20 protein-coding genes and 1 pseudogene are annotated in these 19634 nt (G+C 57.5%); 8 read left to right on the top strand and 13 right to left on the bottom strand.

Annotated elements, in window-relative coordinates; genetic code table 11:
- Nucleotides 1-65: 65 nt before the first annotated feature.
- Nucleotides 66-395 (top strand): Grx4 family monothiol glutaredoxin, encoded by a 330-nt coding sequence (grxD, locus tag D3M70_RS21125; protein ID WP_074753148.1) that lies wholly within the window; start codon nucleotides 66-68, stop codon nucleotides 393-395.
- A gap of 159 nt (nucleotides 396-554) precedes the next feature.
- On the opposite strand, the gene bfr is transcribed toward grxD, so the two are convergent.
- The 4 genes from bfr to pyrC all read right to left on the bottom strand — a co-directional run bounded on the left by bfr (nucleotide 555) and on the right by pyrC (nucleotide 3349).
- Entirely contained in the window at nucleotides 555-1031 is a 477-nt protein-coding gene (bfr, locus tag D3M70_RS21120; protein ID WP_062387988.1) for a bacterioferritin, read from the bottom strand.
- A 201-nt stretch (nucleotides 1032-1232) separates the two neighbouring features.
- Nucleotides 1233-1451, bottom strand: coding sequence for a bacterioferritin-associated ferredoxin (locus tag D3M70_RS21115; RefSeq protein ID WP_092410435.1), 219 nt, complete (start codon nucleotides 1449-1451; stop codon nucleotides 1233-1235).
- 177 nt (nucleotides 1452-1628) lie between these two features.
- A complete protein-coding gene (gene rnt, locus D3M70_RS21110; RefSeq protein ID WP_081567799.1) occupies nucleotides 1629-2306 on the bottom strand; it encodes a ribonuclease T in 678 nt (225 codons plus the stop codon).
- Nucleotides 2303-3349 carry a dihydroorotase gene (gene pyrC / locus D3M70_RS21105; protein WP_120127595.1) on the bottom strand — a complete coding sequence of 349 codons (1047 nt, stop codon included), beginning with the start codon at nucleotides 3347-3349 and terminating at the stop codon, nucleotides 2303-2305. The genes rnt and pyrC overlap by 4 nt, the downstream gene beginning before the upstream one ends.
- Nucleotides 3350-3497: 148 nt before the next feature.
- Here pyrC and D3M70_RS21100 point away from each other — a divergent pair, with 148 nt between their 5' ends.
- The 3 genes and pseudogenes from D3M70_RS21100 to D3M70_RS33505 form a co-directional block, all read left to right on the top strand.
- Entirely contained in the window at nucleotides 3498-4472 is a 975-nt protein-coding gene (locus tag D3M70_RS21100) for an OmpA family protein (protein WP_120127594.1), read from the top strand.
- 133 nt (nucleotides 4473-4605) lie between these two features.
- Nucleotides 4606-5674, top strand: a pseudogene (locus D3M70_RS21095) (argininosuccinate synthase); the annotation flags it as partial.
- 1 nt (nucleotide 5675) lies between these two features.
- A partial coding sequence (locus tag D3M70_RS33505) for a hypothetical protein (RefSeq protein ID WP_256659946.1) occupies nucleotides 5676-5776 on the top strand: 101 nt, incomplete at its 5' end.
- Nucleotides 5777-5968: 192 nt separating this feature from the next.
- Here the strand turns inward: D3M70_RS33505 and D3M70_RS21090 are convergent.
- Nucleotides 5969-6559 (bottom strand): hypothetical protein, encoded by a 591-nt coding sequence (locus D3M70_RS21090; protein WP_256659944.1) that lies wholly within the window; start codon nucleotides 6557-6559, stop codon nucleotides 5969-5971.
- A gap of 1179 nt (nucleotides 6560-7738) precedes the next feature.
- On the opposite strand from D3M70_RS21090, the gene D3M70_RS21085 reads away from it, so the two are divergent.
- Nucleotides 7739-8365: a response regulator transcription factor gene (locus D3M70_RS21085; RefSeq protein WP_074753141.1), complete on the top strand. Its 627-nt coding sequence runs from the start codon at nucleotides 7739-7741 to the stop codon at nucleotides 8363-8365.
- 119 nt (nucleotides 8366-8484) lie between these two features.
- Here D3M70_RS21085 and D3M70_RS21080 read toward each other — a convergent pair whose 3' ends face one another.
- The 4 genes from D3M70_RS21080 to metG form a co-directional block, all read right to left on the bottom strand.
- Nucleotides 8485-8667 carry a PA3496 family putative envelope integrity protein gene (locus tag D3M70_RS21080; RefSeq protein WP_120127593.1) on the bottom strand — a complete coding sequence of 61 codons (183 nt, stop codon included), beginning with the start codon at nucleotides 8665-8667 and terminating at the stop codon, nucleotides 8485-8487.
- A 105-nt stretch (nucleotides 8668-8772) separates the two neighbouring features.
- Complete coding sequence (nth, locus tag D3M70_RS21075) at nucleotides 8773-9411, bottom strand: endonuclease III (RefSeq protein ID WP_120127592.1); 639 nt, start codon at nucleotides 9409-9411, stop codon at nucleotides 8773-8775.
- Between the two features lie 8 nt (nucleotides 9412-9419).
- Nucleotides 9420-10502, bottom strand: coding sequence for an electron transport complex subunit RsxB (rsxB, locus tag D3M70_RS21070; RefSeq protein ID WP_120127591.1), 1083 nt, complete (start codon nucleotides 10500-10502; stop codon nucleotides 9420-9422).
- 46 nt (nucleotides 10503-10548) lie between these two features.
- Complete coding sequence (gene metG, locus D3M70_RS21065; protein WP_120127590.1) at nucleotides 10549-12597, bottom strand: methionine--tRNA ligase; 2049 nt, start codon at nucleotides 12595-12597, stop codon at nucleotides 10549-10551.
- A 182-nt stretch (nucleotides 12598-12779) separates the two neighbouring features.
- Between metG and apbC the strand changes: the two genes are divergently transcribed.
- A complete protein-coding gene (gene apbC, locus D3M70_RS21060) occupies nucleotides 12780-13874 on the top strand; it encodes an iron-sulfur cluster carrier protein ApbC (RefSeq protein WP_120127589.1) in 1095 nt (364 codons plus the stop codon).
- Between the two features lie 153 nt (nucleotides 13875-14027).
- Here apbC and D3M70_RS21055 read toward each other — a convergent pair whose 3' ends face one another.
- On the bottom strand, nucleotides 14028-14237 hold the full coding sequence (locus D3M70_RS21055) for a cold-shock protein (RefSeq protein WP_002554837.1): 210 nt from the start codon (nucleotides 14235-14237) through the stop codon (nucleotides 14028-14030).
- Nucleotides 14238-14548: 311 nt separating this feature from the next.
- Here D3M70_RS21055 and dcd point away from each other — a divergent pair, with 311 nt between their 5' ends.
- Nucleotides 14549-15115, top strand: coding sequence for a dCTP deaminase (dcd, locus tag D3M70_RS21050; protein ID WP_017126297.1), 567 nt, complete (start codon nucleotides 14549-14551; stop codon nucleotides 15113-15115).
- A gap of 109 nt (nucleotides 15116-15224) precedes the next feature.
- Complete coding sequence (locus tag D3M70_RS21045) at nucleotides 15225-15446, top strand: hypothetical protein (protein ID WP_120127588.1); 222 nt, start codon at nucleotides 15225-15227, stop codon at nucleotides 15444-15446.
- Between the two features lie 86 nt (nucleotides 15447-15532).
- Here the strand turns inward: D3M70_RS21045 and pdeM are convergent, their stop codons facing one another.
- The 3 genes from pdeM to D3M70_RS21030 all read right to left on the bottom strand — a co-directional run bounded on the left by pdeM (nucleotide 15533) and on the right by D3M70_RS21030 (nucleotide 19623).
- The gene (gene pdeM / locus D3M70_RS21040) at nucleotides 15533-16189 is read right to left on the bottom strand and encodes a ligase-associated DNA damage response endonuclease PdeM (RefSeq protein WP_120127587.1); all 657 of its coding nucleotides are present in this window, start codon (nucleotides 16187-16189) and stop codon (nucleotides 15533-15535) included.
- Nucleotides 16186-18678 (bottom strand): ligase-associated DNA damage response DEXH box helicase, encoded by a 2493-nt coding sequence (locus D3M70_RS21035; RefSeq protein WP_120127586.1) that lies wholly within the window; start codon nucleotides 18676-18678, stop codon nucleotides 16186-16188. The genes pdeM and D3M70_RS21035 overlap by 4 nt, the downstream gene beginning before the upstream one ends.
- Nucleotides 18679-18858: 180 nt before the next feature.
- Nucleotides 18859-19623: an ABC transporter ATP-binding protein gene (locus D3M70_RS21030; RefSeq protein WP_120127585.1), complete on the bottom strand. Its 765-nt coding sequence runs from the start codon at nucleotides 19621-19623 to the stop codon at nucleotides 18859-18861.
- Nucleotides 19624-19634 lie beyond the last annotated feature (11 nt).

Genomic DNA, 19634 nt, shown 5'->3' with positions numbered 1-19634 from the left:
GGCTTTCCGTTACAATGCGCCACCGTGTCGACTCATACAGTCGTAAAGTTAAGCCGAGGTGCTCCATGGATATCATCGAAACGATCAAAGACCAGATTGCCAAAAACACCGTTCTGCTTTACATGAAAGGCGCTCCGAATGCCCCTCAGTGTGGCTTCTCGGCCAAGGCGTCTCAGGCATTGATGGCGTGTGGCGAAAAGTTCGCGTACGTCGATATCCTGCAGAACCCTGAAATCCGCGCCAACCTGCCAAAATACGCCAACTGGCCAACCTTCCCACAGTTGTGGGTAGACGGCGAGCTGGTTGGTGGTAGCGATATCATCGTTGAAATGCATGCCGATGGTTCGCTGCAGAAGTTGGTCAAGGAAGCGGTCGAGAAGAACGCGACGGCCTGATCCAGCCTGTTCCCCAAAAAGCCCTGTCTCTTGGTTGAGAGGCGGGGCTTTTTGTTTCCGATGCATTGTGTTTGGCGATTACGCAACGGAAAGCACCCACAAAAAAGCCCCACTGGCTCAACGCCAGATGGGGCTTCTTTTAGTGCGAAAAGACTTAAATCAGTCTTCCTCGCCCATCTGCGATTGCAGGTAGTTCTCGATGCCGACTTTGTCGATCAGACCCAACTGGGTTTCGAGCCAGTCGATGTGCTCTTCCTCGGATTCGAGAATGTCTTCGAGCATTTCACGGCTACCGAAATCGCCAACGGTTTCGCAGTGGGCGATAGCAGCTTTCAGGTCCGCGTGGCCTTTGCGCTCGATCTTCAGATCGCACTCCAGCATTTCCTTGGTGTGCTCGCCGATCAGAATCTTGCCCAGGTCCTGCAGGTTTGGCAGGCCTTCCAGAAACAGGATGCGCTTGATCAGCTTGTCAGCGTGCTTCATCTCGTCGATGGATTCTTTGTACTCGTGCTTGCCCAGCTTGTTCAGACCCCAATCCTCATACATGCGCGCATGCAGGAAGTACTGGTTGATCGCGACCAGCTCGTTTCCGAGGATCTTGTTGAGATGCTGGATGACTGTAATGTCGCCTTTCATGATCGAGGTCCTGTCGAAGATGTTCGTATATAGGCCGCAAGTCTGAGCCTACCCATAACACCTGTCAAACCTAAGTTATTGAATAATAAGTGAAAATAAATAGGAATAAGAATGTTTGTGTTCCGCATCTTATCGCTAACCACTTGAATTACAGGCATAAAAAAACCGGACACAAGGTCCGGTTCTTCAAAAACAGTTGATTCAGGCGGCTGAAAATTCTGCTGGATAAGCCAGCGCAGCCTGAGTCGTTTGCAATTCGGTCAGGGTTTCACGCACCACTTCCTTCGCAAGGCAGGCACATTTCCCACATTTACTGGCGACACCCAAGGTCTCGCGCACTTCACGATAGCTGCAGCATCCTTCCATGATCGCTTCGCGGATTTGTCCGTCGGTGACACCTTGGCAGAGGCAGACATACATATAAATAAGACCGTCGCTGAGTTATTTGCGAGATGTGACGGATACTAATGTTAATGAGAATGCTTGTCAAAGCTACTTCCGCAGCATCAGATGATGCCCGATGAGTGGTCAATTCCCTGTATTGAATAGGCAGAAAAAAACCGGCCAACGGACCGGTTTTCTGGATCGGAGCAGGCTTCAGTCGTCGAAATCGTGCCAGCCACCCATTTCTTTCCAGCGATTGACGATGCCGCAGAACAGCTCGGCGGTCTTTTCGGTGTCATAGCGAGCCGAGTGGGCCTCGCGACCGTCGAAATCGATGTCGGCCGACTGGCATGCCTTCGCCAATACAGTCTGGCCGTAGGCGAGGCCGGCGAGGGTCGCGGTATCGAAGCTGGAAAACGGATGGAACGGGTTGCGCTTCATGTCCAGCCGCGCAACTGCAGCATTGAGGAAGCCCAGGTCGAAACTGGCATTGTGGCCGACCAGAATCGCCCGCTTGCAACCATTGGCCTTCAGCGCCTTGCGCACGCCACGGAAGATATCCGTTAACGCGGTTTCTTCGCTCACCGCCATGCGCAGCGGATGATCGAGCTTGATGCCGGTGAACTCCAGCGCTGCGGCTTCGATGTTGGCGCCTTCGAACGGCTCGACGCGAAAGAAATAGGTGTGCTCGGGGAACACGAAGCCTTTTTCATCCATGCCAATGGTGGTCGCGGCAATTTCCAGCAACGCATCGGTGGCCGAATTGAAGCCGCCGGTTTCTACATCGACAACGACCGGCAGGTAGCCGCGAAATCGCGCTGCCATTGGATGCCTGGAGCCTGTACCGCCGCCAGAACCTTCCTGATCGTCGTCGTAATGGTCTTCACTCACGCGTGTTCCTCCAGCAGGCGCCAGCGCAGTTTCTCACCGGCGCGCAGCGGGATTACGGACAGCTCGCCAAATGGCAGGCTGGCAGGGGCAGTCCATTCTTCACGAACCAGAGTGATGGTATCGGTGTTGACTGGCAGGCCATAGAACGCCGAGCCGTTGAGGCTGGCGAAGCCTTCCAGCTTGTCCAGCGCATTGCGTTGCTCGAACGCTTCGGCATACAACTCGATCGCCGCGTACGCGGTGTAGCAGCCAGCGCAGCCGCAGGCGGCTTCCTTGGCGTGCTGCGCGTGAGGCGCCGAATCGGTGCCCAGGAAGAACTTGCTGCTGCCGCTGGTGGCAGCGTCCAGCAAGGCGTCCTGATGGGTGTTGCGCTTGAGGATCGGCAGGCAATAGAAGTGGGGACGAATACCCCCGACCAGCATGTGGTTGCGGTTGTACAACAAGTGGTGCGCGGTGATGGTTGCGCCGACGTTGGCCGAAGCCTCGTTGACGAACTGCACGGCATCGCCGGTGGTGATGTGCTCGAACACCACTTTGAGCGTCGGAAAACGCTCGACCACACGCCGCATGTGCTCATCGATGAAGATTTTCTCGCGGTCGAACACGTCGATGTCGCCGCGGGTCACTTCGCCGTGAATCAGCAGCGGCATTCCGACTTCGGCCATCGCTTCGAGCACCGGGAAGATCTTGTCGACGCTGGTCACGCCCGAGTCGGAGTTGGTGGTGGCGCCGGCCGGATACAGCTTGGCGGCGTACACGAAGCCACTGGCTTTCGCAGTCCGGATATCTTCAGGCTGGGTCAGGTCAGTGAGGTAAAGCACCATCAATGGCTCAAAACGGCTGCCACTAGGGCGAGCAGCGAGGATGCGCTGGCGATAGGCATCTGCTTGCTCTGCGTTGCGTACCGGCGGCACGAGATTCGGCATGATGATCGCACGGCTAAACGTGCGCGCCACGTCAGCGACGGTATGGGGCAGAACAGCGCCATCACGAAGATGGATATGCCAGTCGTCGGGGCGCAGGAGGGTCAGGCGGTCGGACATTGGGAATTCCAGGCGGGTCAAACTCGCTGCGAATGCTACCGGAAAAGACTCCTCCAGGCACTCGCTATCAAGTTTTACAGGAACTAACCGATAGACACCTGTAAGCGATAAATTTTGTTACGCAGTACCTTTTTTTGTGGAGCCTCCCGTGCGCCAGCGATATCTAGCCCTACTCAGCGTGTTTGCCAGCCTGCCGGCGATGGCTCTCACATTCCAGACCCGTCTGGAGAATATCGAGTGGAAGGTAGAAGGCGATCAATTCGAATGCCGTCTGAGTCAGCCCATCACCGACTTCGGGGCGGGCGAGTTCGTGCGTCGCGCAGGCGAACAAGCGACTTTCCGACTAAAGGCCAACGGCTACAGTCTGGCATCGGGGTCGGCGACTTTGATCGCCGCGGCGGCGCCATGGCAACCAGGCAGGGGAGATCTGAACCTTGGTGCGGTCAAGGTCAGCAGCGGCGAGGTACCATTCAATACCAATCAGGCTCAAGCGGGGCGCTTGATCGCCGGCTTGATGGAAGGGCGCAGCCCGGTGATTCGTCATGTTCTGCGAGACGGCGGCGGCGCCATGGAAATTCGCCTGTTGCCGGTCAAGTTCAGCAAGGCTTACGGCGATTTTCAGCAGTGTACCGCCAAGCTTCTGCCGATGAATTTCGAGCAGGTCAGACAGGCCGAAATCGGCTTCCCGGGCGGCGGAATCGATCTGGATCCTCAGGCCAAACGTCGTCTCGACACTGTGCTGGCTTATATGAAGGCTGACCCAACGGTAAACCGCGTCGAGCTCGACGGTCATTCGGACAACAGCGGTAATCGCCTGACCAACCGCGACCTTTCCCGGCGTCGCGCATTGGCCGTGATGGATTACCTCAAGGCTCAGGGTGTTCCGGAAGAACAGATCACCGTGCGCTTCCATGGTGAGCAGTATCCGCTGGTGCCTAACACTAACAACGCCAATCGGGCGCGCAATCGCCGGGTGAACATCCACCTTGATCGCGTGGCCGAGCAGAAGCCCGCCGTGGCGCCAGCGGCTGCTCCTGCCCCAGCTCCTGCGCCCGTTTCGGCGCCCACTGCTACTCCAATCCAGACTCCGACACCTTCCGGAACGCCACCTGCCAAGGCCTGATCAGCGCCCATCGCGCCGTCGCGCGCTCGATAGCTTCTGTCGCTTCGTCGTCAGAAGCTGTCGCGACACTGTAAATTCACGGGTTTGAACGGTAGAATCAGCGGTTTTCCGTACAACGCGTTGGAGTGATGGCATGGCGGACGTTAACAAGGTAGTTCTCGCGTATTCCGGTGGCCTGGATACTTCGGTAATCCTCAAGTGGCTGCAAGATACGTATAACTGCGAAGTGGTGACTTTCACCGCTGACCTGGGTCAGGGCGAAGAAGTCGAGCCAGCACGCGCCAAGGCGCAAGCCATGGGCGTCAAAGAAATCTACATCGACGATCTGCGCGAAGAATTCGTACGCGATTTCGTGTTCCCGATGTTCCGCGCCAACACCGTCTACGAAGGCGAGTACCTGCTCGGTACTTCCATCGCACGTCCGCTGATCGCCAAGCGCCTGATCGAAATCGCCAATGAAACCGGCGCTGATGCCATTTCCCATGGCGCTACCGGCAAGGGTAACGATCAGGTTCGCTTTGAACTCGGCGCTTACGCCCTCAAGCCAGGCGTGAAAGTGATCGCTCCATGGCGCGAGTGGGACCTGCTGTCGCGCGAGAAGCTGATGGACTATGCCGAAAAGCACGCGATCCCGATCGAACGCCATGGCAAGAAGAAGTCCCCGTACTCCATGGATGCCAACCTGCTGCACATCTCCTATGAAGGCGGCGTACTGGAAGACACCTGGACCGAGCACGAAGAAGACATGTGGCGCTGGACCGTTTCCCCGGAAAACGCGCCCGACAAGCCTCAATACCTGGAGCTGACCTACCGCAACGGTGACATCGTTGCACTCGACGGCGTGGAAATGACGCCTGCCACCGTGCTGGCGACATTGAACCGTATCGGCGGCGAGCATGGTATCGGTCGTCTGGATATCGTCGAAAACCGTTACGTCGGCATGAAGTCCCGTGGCTGCTACGAAACTCCGGGCGGCACCATCATGCTCAGAGCTCACCGCGCCATCGAGTCGATCACGCTGGACCGCGAAGTCGCTCACTTGAAAGACGAGCTGATGCCAAAATACGCGAGTCTGATCTACACCGGTTACTGGTGGAGCCCGGAGCGTCTGATGCTGCAGCAGATGATCGACGCCTCCCAGGCTCATGTGAATGGTGTCGTGCGCCTCAAGCTGTACAAAGGCAACGTCATCGTCACGGGCCNAAGACGGCGGCGCCTACAACCAGGCTGATGCTGCTGGCTTCATCAAGCTCAATGCTTTGCGCATGCGCATTGCAGCGAACAAGAACCGCAAATTATTCTGATCGCAGATGTCGTTAAAGGTGCAACTCCGCAGGAGTTGCACCTCCACATCACTTCACTTCCTGCCTTTGCCACGTCGCTGTGACGCGGCTCATCTATTTGAGTGTTCACCCGAAACTGGATTTTTCAAACTTTTGCAGCCGAGAGGACGATCGTTAGTTGTAATCTTTTTCGCGAAAACTACGCGAACTTTCTCATCCGTGAGAAGGGGTATCGTCGGTTTGTTTATTTCCTGGCGCGAGGGCGTCGGAATCGGGTGATACGTACAGATCGACGGCGGGCGTGTTTTTGAACTCGAACCGATATGCCTTACCGATGTTCCAGACGTCTCGTACGCTGAGTTCCAGACGTTGTGCGATCTCGGGCACCGTATATCCCAGCGTTGAATAGTGCATGGCATGGCCGGCAACGGTGTCATCCACGTTATGTGCCTCACGGCTGCGCGTCGTTCGCAACCCTCGAACCGGGCGACTGTACAGGATCTTCACGCCGTTTTCACTCGCGAGGCGTTTGATCTCCTGGCGATTCATCCGCAGTGAATATTGAAGCGCCGAGACCCCGGCACCTTTGGCTGCAAGCCCTTTGAGTTGTTCTATTTTTGCCGTCATCTGCGCTTCGGGCTCAAGGTCCGCGAGCGTATCTACGGCCTGGTTCTGCACCTGCGCCGATTCACCCTCAGGCACGATGCAGATGACTCCACCTTGTGCGACGTACAGCTCTATGGCATTGGCGAGTTCAAGATCCTCTTGAGTGATCGCTGATGACGCTCCCGTTTTTCTGGTCATGGTTTATTCCTTTGAACATGTTGATATGCAGGCCTCGACAGCGGGCTACAGTCCTTTATCAAATAATGTTTACGCGCCTTAAAAGGGATCTTCAGATTGACCCACACCGGCTCGCGCATGACGACAGGCAAGAACGGTAAACAGGCAGCCGTCGCAGGTATCTATAAGGGTTAGTTAAAATGTCGTTCTCTTTGCCAAGGGTGGCGTATGTAGTGAAGAAAAAAGTAACGACTGGAAATAGGTTTGGCAAGTGAAAATTAAATTTTCGGTAAATTGGCTGTTGTTGTTTTTTAACTACGCGTCTGAAAGTAATAACGGTCTTTTAGTTGTGTAGTATTTTTCTGCTTTGCGTCAACTTGACTGGATTTAAAAGGCGGGATGGTATTACGTGTGTGTCGGAAGAACTCAACGTTCGTTAGCTTATTTAAAAATAACCTATTCAGGGAATTCTTGAACAGTGCCGTCTACTCCTGCGCGCCCTCGCTGAGGCTCGTCGGTGGACGCATGCCGTGTGGCATTGCATTGCACGCTGTGCGCTGGCATCAGAATTTTCTGATCGTTGCGTAGGCTGTTTCTGTAAATAAATATGTATTCAAAAAACCTTTTTTTAATGTGTATTTTTTCAACGCAGTCATCACCGGTTGAATGGAAGGCGATCCGCAATATTTTATGATTGTTGCCTCCTGGCATGTTGCCCGGTTCCGCTTATTCTGAAGGCAGGCAACCGTGTAAGCGTGGCGCTTCGTGTAGTCGATCCCGGCTGAAGACATATTCTGACGCCCTTGGCAGCTTCATCGTCGCCAGGCAGAGCATCTCGACCCCTTTCGCACCATGCCGCCGAATACACGTACATATTCTTTACGTAGCTCTTGAGCGGGCTAATAGTCCGATGAGGTATTAGATTCATGATTCAGCGTCTTGTAATAATTGATATCTGCAGTTTCGGGTGGTTTGAGTCGTTTGCTTACGACGCTCCCTGGCGTTCTCCTCAACCGGAAAAAAAGGCGTGAGAAGGGCGCGTGAAAGACCAAATAGGGCAGGTTTTGTAGGACCTTTCTGGTGGTTGAGTGAGAAAGGTCTTTGCCTGCTCGTCCGTGGGGAGGAGCGCCATGCAAAGCACTAAACGACTAAGCTATTGTGCGAGCTCTGAAAATTCGAACAGCGAAGAATGGACTGCTCATGAATAAAGTGTTGATCGTGGATGATCACCCTGTCATTCGGCTTGCCGTACGCATGTTGATGGAACGTCATGGTTACGAGGTCATTGCCGAGACGGATAACGGGGTGGATGCGCTGCAACTGGCGCGCGAACATTTGCCCGATATCGTGATTCTGGACATAGGCATTCCCAAACTCGACGGGCTTGAAGTCATCGCCCGGCTAACCGCAATGACCCTGCCTTTCAAGGTGTTGATCCTGACGTCTCAGGCTCCAGGGCATTTTTCGATGCGGTGCATGCAGGCCGGAGCCGCTGGCTATGTCTGCAAGCAACAGGATCTCACCGAGTTGTTGAGCGCCATCAAGGCGGTACTTTCGGGATACAGCTATTTTCCAAATCAAGCGCTGCATACCGTCCGCTCCAGCTTGGGGAATGCCAGCGAGGCCGAGATGGTCGATCGTCTTTCCGGACGGGAGATGATGGTTCTCCAACAGTTGGCACGAGGTAAGACCAACAAGGAAATTGCCGACGGGATGTTCCTGAGCAACAAGACGGTCAGCACCTATAAAACGCGCCTGTTGCTCAAGCTCAACGCTCACTCATTGGTCGACCTGATTGAACTGGCTCAACGTAACGGACTGGTTTAGCAAGCGAGGCACAGCCCAGAGACGGCTTTGCAGCAGAATGTGCAGGCTGCTTTCAATTGAATGAGCGCCCGCACGGCAAAGCCTCTCAAGTCATGGAAAGGCTTCGAACGGAGGGAGTATCAGAGATCGAAGTCGTAGTCTGCCAGTTGCCTCTGCAGGCGGCGCTCTTCCAGCAGATTATCGATGGTGCGGCGTTTGCTGAGATTGGTTTTTGCGGTCTCTACAGGCACTTGTGCGGCTTCGTCGGCATCCCCGGATACGAAGTCGTCGTCTACGTCCAACTGCTCTTTGTCAGCGCTCATGAAGTTGACTCCAGCTTAGACTGTCATTGGCGCACCTTATATCGACAAACTTCAGCCGGGTAAAAAAGATTTTTTCAATCGATCAACCACCCAGCGCTCTATCGCTCAATCGTCCGACGTCTTTGCCTTGTATTCGCACAGGTCTTCTATTCGGCAACTGCCACAGCGGGGCTTGCGCGCCACGCACACATAGCGACCATGCAGAATCAGCCAATGGTGTGCGTCGAGCAGATAATCTTTCGGAACGAACTTCATCAGTTTGGTCTCGACTTCCACAACGTTCTTGCCCGGGGCGATACCGGTGCGATTGCTGACGCGAAAGATATGGGTGTCCACTGCCATGGCTAATTGTTTAAACGCGGTATTGAGCACGACGTTGGCGGTCTTGCGTCCTACGCCCGGCAGGGCTTCAAGCGCCTCTCGGGTTTGTGGGACTTCCCCGCCATGGAGCTCGACGAGCATCCGACAGGTTTCGATCACATTCTTCGCCTTGCTGTTGTACAGGCCAATCGTCTTGATGTACTCCGACAACCCCTCTACGCCCAAGTCGTAGATTGCCTGGGGCGTGTTGGCGACCGGGTAAAGGCGCGCAGTGGCCTTGTTCACGCCAACGTCGGTAGCTTGCGCTGACAGGATCACTGCAATCAGCAGTTCAAAGGGCGTGGTGTAAGACAGTTCGGTCTTGGGCTCGGGGTTGTCTTCGTGGAGACGACGAAAGATTTCCAGCCGCTTTGCTGCGTTCATGAACTGCGTTATTCCTTAGAATCGGTCGGGTCGGAGTTCGTGGTAAATGCCACTTCGAGCGCATTCAGCGCCTGCTCGCCCTGCATGAGCTCTTCGCTCAACGTTGCAAGTTGACCTTCAGAGGCGCCTGCAGATTGGGCTTTCTTCAGCGCAGCGCGGCGCATCGCCAGCTGTATCTTCGCCCGGTTCAAGGCCGCGCCGTCGGGTTTCGTGGTCGATGGCTTCGCGGCTGGCGTGGAGTCCGTCGCGGCAGCGGTTACGGCGCTGGCCAGCAATTCTGCGAGCCTGCGTTCGGCGTCTTCATACTCACGCTGCAGCTCAACCAGCCGTGCGGCTTGTTCCGCAATAGGCGGGTGACCGAATGCTCTGAGCGACTTGCTCAATTGCGCTCGGCTCATTGCCACGCTGATACGGGCCTGTTTCAGTGCTGCGTCCGTGTCTGCTGGCTTCTGTGCGCGAACCCGCTCCAGAGCCGCTTGCACAGGGTCGATTCCAAAGTCCCTGTGCGGCTCTGTTGTCTGCTGAGATTTCTGCTGGCGCGCCAGTCGTTCAGCTTGACGCCGTTGCTCCTCGCGTTGCAGGCGTGCGTTGCGTGCTTCGAACCGTTGACGTGCGTGACCACGCTTGGCGGTTCTCGCTACTCGTTGGGCTTCGGTGAACGCCAACCCGCCGACGATGGGGACCACGGTTGTCATGCTCAAAGGAAGCATGTCGATGCAGTCGACCGGGCAGGGTGCCACACACAGGTCGCAACCGGTGCATTCGTCGACGATCACGGTATGCATCAGCTTCGAGGCACCCACAATGGCGTCAACGGGGCAGGCCTGGATGCACTTGGTGCAGCCAATGCATTCGGCCTCTCGAATAAAGGCCACCTGTGCCGGGGCCTCGCCGCGTTCGGTGTCCAGCGGCAGAACGGGCACTTCTAGCAGGCGCGACAATGCAGCGATCGTTTCATCGCCACCAGGTGGACATCGGTTGATCGCTTCGCCAGCGGCGATGCCTTCGGCGTAAGGCTTGCAACCAGGATGGCCGCATTTACCGCACTGGGTTTGCGGCAGGAGGGCGTCGATGCGCTGAATCAGGCTCATGGTTTGACCAGACCGACGCCTTGAAGGCGTCGGCCACGTTCACGGTTTACTTGATGCGCTGGCCCGGCTTTGCGCCGCTGTCAGGGCTGAGCAGATAAATCTCTTCGCCGCCCGGGCCGGCTGCCATCACCATGCCCTCGGATATGCCGAAACGCATTTTCCGAGGCTTGAGGTTGGCAATCATCATGGTCAGGCGGCCTTCGAGTTCGGCCGGGTTTGGGTATGCACTCTTGATTCCGGAGAACACGTTGCGTTTTTCGTCGCCGATATCCAGGGTCAGGCGCAGCAGTTTGTCTGCGCCTTCGACATGTTCGGCTTTCTCGATCAACGCCACGCGCAAGTCGATGGCGGCGAACGCATCGAACTCGATTTCCGGCGACAGCGGATCCTTGGACAGTTCGCCGTTACCCTCGGTGGCTGCGCCGGTATCGGTGGCGCTGGCAGCGAGGTCTTCTTTCGAGGCGTTGGTCATGGCTTCCACTTTCGCCGGATCGATGCGGGTCATCAGGGCCTGGAACGGATTCAATTGATGATTGCTGAGCAGCGTCAGGTGGTCGTCCCAGGTAAGCGGCGCGACATTGAGGAACTGTTCGGCATCGGCAGCCAGGTTCGGCAGCACCGGCTTGAGGAAGATCACCAGTTGACGGAACAGGTTGACGCCCAGCGCGCAGATGGCCTGAACTTCGTCCTGTTTGCCTTCCTGCTTGGCCAGCGACCACGGAGCCTTATCGGCAATCCAGGCGTTGGCGCGGTCGGCCAGGGCCATGATTTCGCGCATGGCGCGGGCAAAGTCGCGCGCCTCATACGCTTCGGCGATGCCTGGCGCGGCGGCAAGGAACGCGTCGGTCAGCTCGGGCGCAGCATTGCCTGCCACCAGCACGCCAGCGTTGCCTTTGTGGATGAAGCCGGCGCAACGGCTGGCGATGTTCACTACCTTGCCGATCAGATCGGAATTGACCTTTTGCACGAAGTCTTCGAGGTTCAGGTCCAGATCGTCGACGCCACGGCCCAGCTTGGCCGCGTAGTAGTAACGCAGGTATTCGGGCGACAGGTGATCGAGGTAAGTGCGCGCCTTGATGAAGGTGCCACGGGACTTCGACATCTTCTGGCCGTTGACGGTCAGGTAGCCGTGGACGTTGATGCCACTGGGCTTGCGGAAGCCCGAGCCTTCCAGCATCGCCGGCCAGAACAGGGCGTGGAAGTTGACGATATCCTTGCCGATGAAGTGGTACAGCTCAGTGGTCGAATTCTTGTTCCAGAACGCGTCGAAATCCAGCTCCGGTGTACGGTCGCACAGGTTCTTGAAGCTGGCCATGTAGCCAATCGGAGCATCCAGCCAGACGTAGAAATATTTGCCTGGCTCATCCGGAATTTCGAACCCGAAATAAGGCGCGTCGCGAGAGATGTCCCATTGCTGCAGGCCGGCGTCCAGCCATTCGGCGATCTTGTTCGCCACGGCGTCTTGCAGGGTGCCGCTGCGGGTCCAGCTTTTGAGCATGGCGTCGAAGGCAGGCAGATCGAAGAAGAAGTGCTTCGAGTCCTTGAGCACGGGCGTCGCGCCGGAAATCGCGGACTTGGGGTCTTTCAGGTCGGTCGGGGCGTAGGTAGCGCCGCATTTTTCACAGTTGTCGCCGTACTGATCTTCGGTGCCGCACTTCGGACAGGTGCCCTTGATGAAGCGGTCGGCCAGGAACATTTTCTTTTCCGGGTCGAAATACTGAGTCACCGAGCGCGTGGCGATATGCCCCGCGTCGCGCAGACGGGTGTAGATCAGGCTCGAGAGCTCTCGGTTCTCTTCGGCGTGTGTCGAGTGGAAATTGTCGAAGTTGACCAGGAAGTCGGCAAAATCAGCGCTGTGTTCAGCCTGGACGTTGGCGATCAATTGCTCTGGAGTAATACCTTCCTTTTCCGCGCGCAGCATGATTGCCGAGCCATGGGCGTCGTCCGCGCACACATAGATGCACTGATTGCCGCGGTGCTTCTGAAAGCGCACCCACATGTCGGTCTGGATGTACTCGAGCATGTGGCCAAGGTGGATGGAACCATTGGCATAGGGCAGGGCGCTGGTGACGAGAATCTTGCGTGGCTCGGACATGGGGCTCGGCTACTTGAAGTGAAACGGAGGTCGGCCACTATAAAGGTCTGAGCGTTTTTTTTCATCCCGCACAGCGTGTCGGAATCGGCTTCATCGACCTTGAGCAAAACCCGGCCCCTCTTATTCTGACGAACGCGGTAGGATAGCCGCCTGTTTTGCTCAGTCTTTTTCGGGAGTGACCCATGAGCGCCGTGAACCGCGCAACGGTGGAAGCCGTCCTTCGCCAGTACACCGATCCTTATTTGAACCAAGACCCTGTCAGCGCCGGCTGCGTGCGGGCCATCGATATCGACGGCGACCGCGTCAGCGTGCAGCTGGAAATCGGCTACGCCGCAGCGCTGTTCAAGAATGGCTGGGCGCAGATGCTGCAGATGGCCATCGAGGGCCTTGAGGGTGTCACCACCGCGAAGGTGCAGATCGACACCCTGATCACCGCGCACAAGGCGCAGGGACAGATTCCAGGCCTTGCCAACGTCAAGAATATCGTCGCCGTGGCTTCTGGAAAGGGCGGGGTGGGCAAGTCCACGACTGCCGCCAATCTGGCGTTGGCGCTTTCTCGCGAAGGCGCGCGCGTCGGGATCCTCGATGCCGATATCTACGGTCCGAGCCAGGGTGTGATGTTCGGGATCGCTGAAGGGACGCGTCCGAAGATCAAGGACCAGAAATGGTTCGTGCCGATCGAGGCTCACGGCATCGAGGTGATGTCGATGGCGTTCTTGACCGACGACAACACACCGATGGTCTGGAGAGGCCCGATGGTCTCGGGCGCGCTGCTGCAACTCATCACGCAGACCGCCTGGAACGATCTGGATTACCTTGTCATCGACATGCCGCCAGGTACTGGTGATATCCAGTTGACGCTGGCGCAGAAGGTGCCGGTCGCAGGCGCGGTCATTGTTACCACTCCGCAGGATCTGGCGCTGCTGGATGCCAGGAAGGGCGTGGAAATGTTCCGCAAGGTCAACATTCCGGTGTTGGGCGTGGTGGAAAACATGGCAGTGCACATCTGCTCGAACTGCGGTCATGCCGAGCACCTGTTCGGTGAAGGCGGCGGCGAAAAGCTTGCGTCACAGTACGGCGTAGAACTATTGGCTTCGTTGCCTTTGTCGATGCTGATTCGAGAACAGGCGGATGGTGGCAAGCCAACCGCGATTGCAGAGCCGGAAAGCCAGATCGCCATGGTCTATCAGGAGCTGGCGCGTCACGTTGGCGCACGGATCGTGTTGCAGGAGGCGGCAACGCCTGCGATGCCCGACATCTCCATCAGCGACGACTGATGCCGTCCGCTTTTCTGTAGCAGCCCGCCCGTTCGGACTGCTACAGGCCATTGGGGTTTGTATTGATTGGCCGTCTTCCCCCTTGGCCACAAATCTGCAGGCATAAAAAAACCCCGCCTTGAGAGCGGGGTTTTTTAAGCGATTTAGTACAAGTTAGATAACTTGAACTTCTTCAGCTTGCATGCCTTTCTGACCGCGGGTAGCGATGAAAGAGACCTGCTGGCCTTCTTTCAGGCTTTTGAAGCCGTCGGATTGGATAGCTTTGAAGTGCACGAACAGGTCGTCACCGGATTGTGGAGTGATGAAGCCGAAGCCTTTTTCATCGTTGAACCACTTAACGGTACCAGTTTGGCGATTAGACATGGTGTATCTCCTTGGACAAAGTTAACTGCGACTCAGGAAGAACCCTGGCCGAGACTGAGTGCAAAGAGCAGGAAAAATTCTTGGAGATGGTTGGATCGAAATTCAACATCGTGTAGAGATTCTCAGTGACACAAGCAACACAGTGGATGCACCTTAACCCTTTTTTCCGGATGTGCCAATGGGCATGTCTCGTTTATTTCGACGGAAGGCACAAAGCTTCCAAAGCGGCCTGCGCGCAATCTTTGAACCCGGCGCCCATGCCCGGTAAGATGCCGGACATCTTTTTTCACCTCGCTATTCAGGACACCGCCATGAGCATCAAATCGGACAAGTGGATTCGCCGCATGGCGCAAGAGCACGGCATGATCGAGCCCTTCGTAGAGCGCCAGATGCGCGGCGAGGGCGCTGACCGCTTGATCTCCTTCGGCGTCTCCAGCTACGGCTACGACGTGCGTTGCGCCGACGAATTCAAGGTGTTCACCAACATCAACTCGGCGACCGTCGATCCGAAGAATTTCGATGAAAAAAGCTTCGTCGACATCAAGAGCGACGTCTGCATCATTCCGCCGAACTCCTTCGCACTGGCCCGCACCGTCGAATATTTCCGCATTCCGCGCAATGTCCTGACCATCTGTCTGGGCAAGAGTACCTACGCGCGCTGCGGCATCATCGTCAACGTGACCCCGCTGGAGCCGGAATGGGAAGGCCATGTCACCCTTGAGTTCTCCAACACCACGACGTTGCCGGCGAAGATCTACGCCAATGAAGGCGTCGCACAGATGCTTTTTCTTGAGTCCGACGAAGAGTGCGAAGTCTCGTACAAAGACCGCGGCGGCAAGTATCAGGGTCAGCGCGGTGTCACTTTGCCACGCACCTGATTGCACCGTTGGTCATTTCGAAAGTGAATTAGTCTCGAAATCAGCACTCTATTGACTGAACTGTTCCCATCCGCACCATGCGGATGGGGCCAACGCTCAGGAGTGCCCTATGAAGAGACAAATCAAGACCAGCATCAAGGAAGCCGACCCCGGACAGAATCAGGTCGGGTTGCTGGCGTGGTCGCTGTTAGCGCATCCCCACCTGAATAACATGGTCGCCGGCGGTATCCCCGGGCAGCCCAATCCCGATACCCCCAACGATTACCCTCAGCCCGAAGAGCCCGGTGAGCCAACGCTCCCTGACGAGCCGCCTCCTGCTCCGGTCGCCTGATCACTCGTACCTGCATCCTTGCCGGTGTCGCAGCGTCGGCAGGGATCTACTGCGAACATCCCTGGCTTAAACCTTTCAGTGCTCAGCTACAGCGCTTCCCAGATGGCGCCGTCTCCCACCACGAACACCCTGCTGCTATCTCCTTTTTCAATGTTCATCCCGCCGGTAAAAGCGCCGAATGCAGGCAGCAGACTGACGTGTGCCGTCATGTGAAAGCATGGCAGGCGCAGACGTTGCCTGCCTTTGCCGAACAACCGATAAGCTGGATGGACATGGCCGGCGAGGACGTGATGCGTGGCGTGAGGGTCAGGCTCATGCTGCAGCGCAAACGGCCCTAATAGCAATGGCTCGGGCAGGACACGGATCTTCAACTGAGGCGGCGGATCTCCCGCCCTTTTGTCGTGATTGCCGCGAATCAAGGTGATGTTCAGGGCAGCGTGCCGCTCGCGCCAGGCCTGTAAGGCCGAAAGCGTTGACGGAGCGTGGGATTCGGGTGCGTGTAGGAAATCCCCGAGGAATATCAGATGTTGGCATTCATACGCCGAAAGAATCGCGTCCAGGCGTTGCAGGTTATCATCGGTGGTGCCGTGAGGAACGGGTTGCCCCAGCCGACGATAGGCCGCAGCCTTGCCGAAATGCGCATCGGCAATCAGCAGCGCATGCTCAGCCGGGTAGTAGATGGCTTTGTCGGCGAGCAGCCACAATCGGGCCCCGGCCAGTTCTATGGACAGATAAGGCCTCATGTGACGACCTCTGGCCCAGCCGCTTTCTCCAGATCGCGAACCATGCGCGCGATGCGGTCCGACAGCTTTTCGGTGCTCAGGCTTTCACGCATGCGTTCGACCAGCAGCGGAAATGCCATGGGCGTCGGTCGTTTGATGATGTGGATGTCCAGTGTCCGCTGGTTGATTCGTCGCAATGTGTGTTCGAGTCGACCTACATCCAGCTCCTGACGAAGCACTTCCTCTTCGGCTTGGGTCAGCAGCAGGTTTTTTGCGTCGTACTGTTTGAACACCTCGAAAAACAACCCGCTGGACGCCTGCAACTGTCGGTTGCTCTTCGGCGCACCGGGGTAGCCGGAAAACACCAGCCCGGCGATTCGGGCAATTTCGCGGAAGCGGCGCAGGGCCAGCTCACCGGCATTGAGACTGGCGATGATGTCGCTCAGCAGCGCTTGTTCACTGAACAGCGTGGAATTCAAGCGTTGCGACCAATCCACTTCGGTCGCGCTCAGCAGCTCGAATCCATAATCGTTGACCGCGATGGAAAAGGTCAGCGGCGTATCGCGGCTAAGGCGCCAGGCCAGCAGGCTCGCCAACCCTAGGTGTACATGCCGCCCGGCGAATGGATACAGAAACAAGTGCCAGCCCTCCCGGGACTTCAACACCTCGGCCAGTAACGTGTCTTTGCGCGGCAATGCCGACCATTCTCGCTGGACTTCCAGCAACGGACTGACAGTGTGCATTTCCGAGCTGTCGAAGACACCGTGGGCGGCAGCGTCGAATTTCTCCACCACCGCGTCAGCCAGTTCGCTGGAAAGGGGCATACGTCCGCCATTCCAGCGAGGGACAGCGGCCTTCCTGGTCGTGGCCCGTTTCACGTAGGCGGTCATGTTTTCTACCCGCACCAGTTCCAGCAATCGACCACTGAATAGAAACCCGTCTCCTGGTTTCAATCGTGCGATGAACCCCTCTTCGACACTGCCCAATGAGCCCCCGCCACCGCCTTTGCTCCAGTACTTCACGTTGATGCTGGCATCGCTGACGATGGTGCCGATGCTCATGCGGTGCCGGCGTGCCAGGCGGGCATCGGGCACACGCCAGACGCCCTGTTCGTCCGGCTCGACCCGCCGATAGTCGGGATAGGCTGTCAGCGACAAACCGCCGTGGCGCACGAAGGCCAGCGCCCATTGCCATTCTTCACCAGTCAGGTCGCGATACGCCCAAGCCGTCCGCACCTCGGTCAGGAGTTCGTCGGGTGTGAATCCACCGCCCAGCGCCATGCTCACCAAGTGTTGTACGAGAACGTCCAGAGGCTTGTGCGGTGATTCCCTTGCCTCGATTTGTCGGGCGACAACGGCATCGCGGGCGGCAGCGGCTTCCACCAGTTCAAGGCTGTGGGTCGGCACCAGTGTGACCCGCGACGGGCGGCCAGGCGCATGGCCAGAGCGCCCGGCGCGTTGCATCAGACGCGCAACGCCTTTGGCAGAGCCGATCTGCAGCACACGCTCGACCGGGAGAAAATCCACGCCCAGATCGAGACTCGAGGTGCAGACCACGGCCTTGAGATGGCCTTCCTTCAGCGCCCGTTCGACCCAATCGCGCACCTCTCGCGATAACGACCCGTGATGCAAGGCGATCAGGCCTGCCCAATCCGGCCGCGCTTCCAGCAGCGCCTGGTACCAGATTTCCGACTGCGCCCGGGTGTTGGTGAACAGAAGGCAACTGTTGCTGCTTTCCACTTCGGCCAGCACCTGCGGCAACATGCGCAACCCCATGTGGCCGGCCCAGGGGAAGCGCTCGATGCTCTGCGGGATCAGGGTGTCGACGGTCAGCTCCTTGACCACTTTGCCCTGCACCGCAGTGCCGTCGTTGCCCAGCAGCACGCGTTGAGCGTGATCCTGATTGCCCAGCGTCGCCGACAGCCCCCACACGATGAGGGCCGGGTTCCAGCGACGCAGTCGTGCAATGGCCAGCTGCAGCTGGACGCCGCGTTTATTGCCGATCAGTTCGTGCCACTCGTCCACCACGATCATTTTCAGGGTCGCGAAAGTCACTTCGGCGTCTGCCCGGGTCAGCAGAAGCGTCAGGCTTTCCGGCGTAGTGATCAGTGCAGAGGGCAGCCGACGCCCCTGTTTCGCCCGTTCGCTGCTGCTGGTATCGCCGGTACGCAGTCCTACGCTCCAGGGGATCTGCAGATCCATCAACGGCGCCTCCAACGCTTTTGCGGTATCGGCAGCAAGGGCCCTCATCGGGGTGATCCAAAGCACGTTCAGTGGAGCGGGGGGCGGTTTGCGTTTGCGTGGTTTTTCATCCGGCGAGGCGGTGGCCGTTCTGGCAAAGCGATTGAGCGCGCCGAACCATACCGAATATGTCTTGCCTGCGCCGGTGCTGGCATGCAGCAGGCCGGATTCGCCACGAGCGACCGCGGCCCACACTTCTTTCTGAAAGGGGAAAGGCTTCCAGCCACGAGCGGCGAACCAGCGCTGGGCAAAATTGACGGTATTGGGCATGCGCGGGCTCTGCGGAGGGGTTAACTCAGAGACCGTACGCAGAGGAGATAAGTTTGGTCGGGTTTGGTGTGGTGCCGGACCGGTGTAGGCGTGAGCGTGCTCGCGATGACGTCGTGTCTTGGCACCCGCAGGTGCAGAGAGATCGCAATCGCGAGCAAGCTCACTCCTACAGCTGAAGCATTACTTCAGATTCCCGCTCAGGAACTGCTGCAGGCGCTCGCTCTTCGGATTGCCCAGCACATCATCCGGATGGCCGATTTCTTCGATCTGGCCCTGGTGCAGGAACACTACCTGGTTGGCCACTTTACGGGCGAAGCCCATTTCGTGGGTGACCAGAATCATCGTCCGGCCTTCTTCGGCCAGGCCTTGAATCACCTTCAACACTTCGCCCACAAGCTCCGGGTCCAGCGCCGACGTAGGCTCGTCGAAGAGCATGATTTCCGGCTCCATCGCCAACGCCCGGGCAATGGCGACTCGCTGTTGCTGACCGCCAGACAGGAATGCCGGGTATTGGTCGGCGACGCGAGCAGGCAGGCCGACCTTTTCCAGGTATTTGCGCGCGCGGTCTTCGGCTTCCACCCTGGACACCCCCAGCACGCGGCGTGGGGCCATGGTGATGTTTTCCAGCACCGTCATGTGGCTCCACAAGTTGAAGTGCTGAAACACCATGGCCAGACGGGTACGAATGCGCTGCAGTTCGGCCGGGTCGGCGACGCGCATGCCGCTGGCGTCGCTGACCATGCGGATTTGCTGTCCGTCCAGGCTCATGGCGCCGTCGTTGGGTTGTTCGAGGAAGTTGATGCAGCGCAGAAAAGTGCTTTTGCCCGAGCCGCTGGCACCGATCAGGCAGATCACGTCACCGACGTTGGCCTTGAGCGATACGCCTTTGAGCACTTCATGGTCACCGTAGCTTTTATGCAGGCCATCGATGGTCAGTTTGTACATGACTGGCAATC

The sequence above is a fragment of the Pseudomonas sp. LS-2 genome (genome assembly GCF_003605735.1).
In the GTDB taxonomy this organism is placed as follows: domain Bacteria; phylum Pseudomonadota; class Gammaproteobacteria; order Pseudomonadales; family Pseudomonadaceae; genus Aquipseudomonas.
Note: the sequence above shows the minus strand (reverse complement) of the source record. Positions and strands in the feature narration are given on the sequence as shown.

Bases quoted from the DNA above. Each gene is read 5' to 3' on its own strand.
- grxD (WP_074753148.1), top strand. From the start codon at position 66: ATGGATATCATCGAAACGATCAAAGACCAGATTGCCAAAAACACCGTT.
- bfr (WP_062387988.1), bottom strand. From the start codon at position 1,031: ATGAAAGGCGACATTACAGTCATCCAGCATCTCAACAAGATCCTCGGA.
- D3M70_RS21115 (WP_092410435.1), bottom strand. From the start codon at position 1,451: ATGTATGTCTGCCTCTGCCAAGGTGTCACCGACGGACAAATCCGCGAA.
- pyrC (WP_120127595.1), bottom strand. From the start codon at position 3,349: ATGTCCGACCGCCTGACCCTCCTGCGCCCCGACGACTGGCATATCCAT.
- D3M70_RS21090 (WP_256659944.1), bottom strand. From the start codon at position 6,559: ATGACCAGAAAAACGGGAGCGTCATCAGCGATCACTCAAGAGGATCTT.
- D3M70_RS21085 (WP_074753141.1), top strand. From the start codon at position 7,739: ATGAATAAAGTGTTGATCGTGGATGATCACCCTGTCATTCGGCTTGCC.
- D3M70_RS21080 (WP_120127593.1), bottom strand. From the start codon at position 8,667: ATGAGCGCTGACAAAGAGCAGTTGGACGTAGACGACGACTTCGTATCC.
- nth (WP_120127592.1), bottom strand. From the start codon at position 9,411: ATGAACGCAGCAAAGCGGCTGGAAATCTTTCGTCGTCTCCACGAAGAC.
- rsxB (WP_120127591.1), bottom strand. From the start codon at position 10,502: ATGAGCCTGATTCAGCGCATCGACGCCCTCCTGCCGCAAACCCAGTGC.
- metG (WP_120127590.1), bottom strand. From the start codon at position 12,597: ATGTCCGAGCCACGCAAGATTCTCGTCACCAGCGCCCTGCCCTATGCC.
- apbC (WP_120127589.1), top strand. From the start codon at position 12,780: ATGAGCGCCGTGAACCGCGCAACGGTGGAAGCCGTCCTTCGCCAGTAC.
- D3M70_RS21055 (WP_002554837.1), bottom strand. From the start codon at position 14,237: ATGTCTAATCGCCAAACTGGTACCGTTAAGTGGTTCAACGATGAAAAA.
- dcd (WP_017126297.1), top strand. From the start codon at position 14,549: ATGAGCATCAAATCGGACAAGTGGATTCGCCGCATGGCGCAAGAGCAC.
- D3M70_RS21045 (WP_120127588.1), top strand. From the start codon at position 15,225: ATGAAGAGACAAATCAAGACCAGCATCAAGGAAGCCGACCCCGGACAG.
- pdeM (WP_120127587.1), bottom strand. From the start codon at position 16,189: ATGAGGCCTTATCTGTCCATAGAACTGGCCGGGGCCCGATTGTGGCTG.
- D3M70_RS21035 (WP_120127586.1), bottom strand. From the start codon at position 18,678: ATGCCCAATACCGTCAATTTTGCCCAGCGCTGGTTCGCCGCTCGTGGC.
- D3M70_RS21030 (WP_120127585.1), bottom strand. From the start codon at position 19,623: ATGTACAAACTGACCATCGATGGCCTGCATAAAAGCTACGGTGACCAT.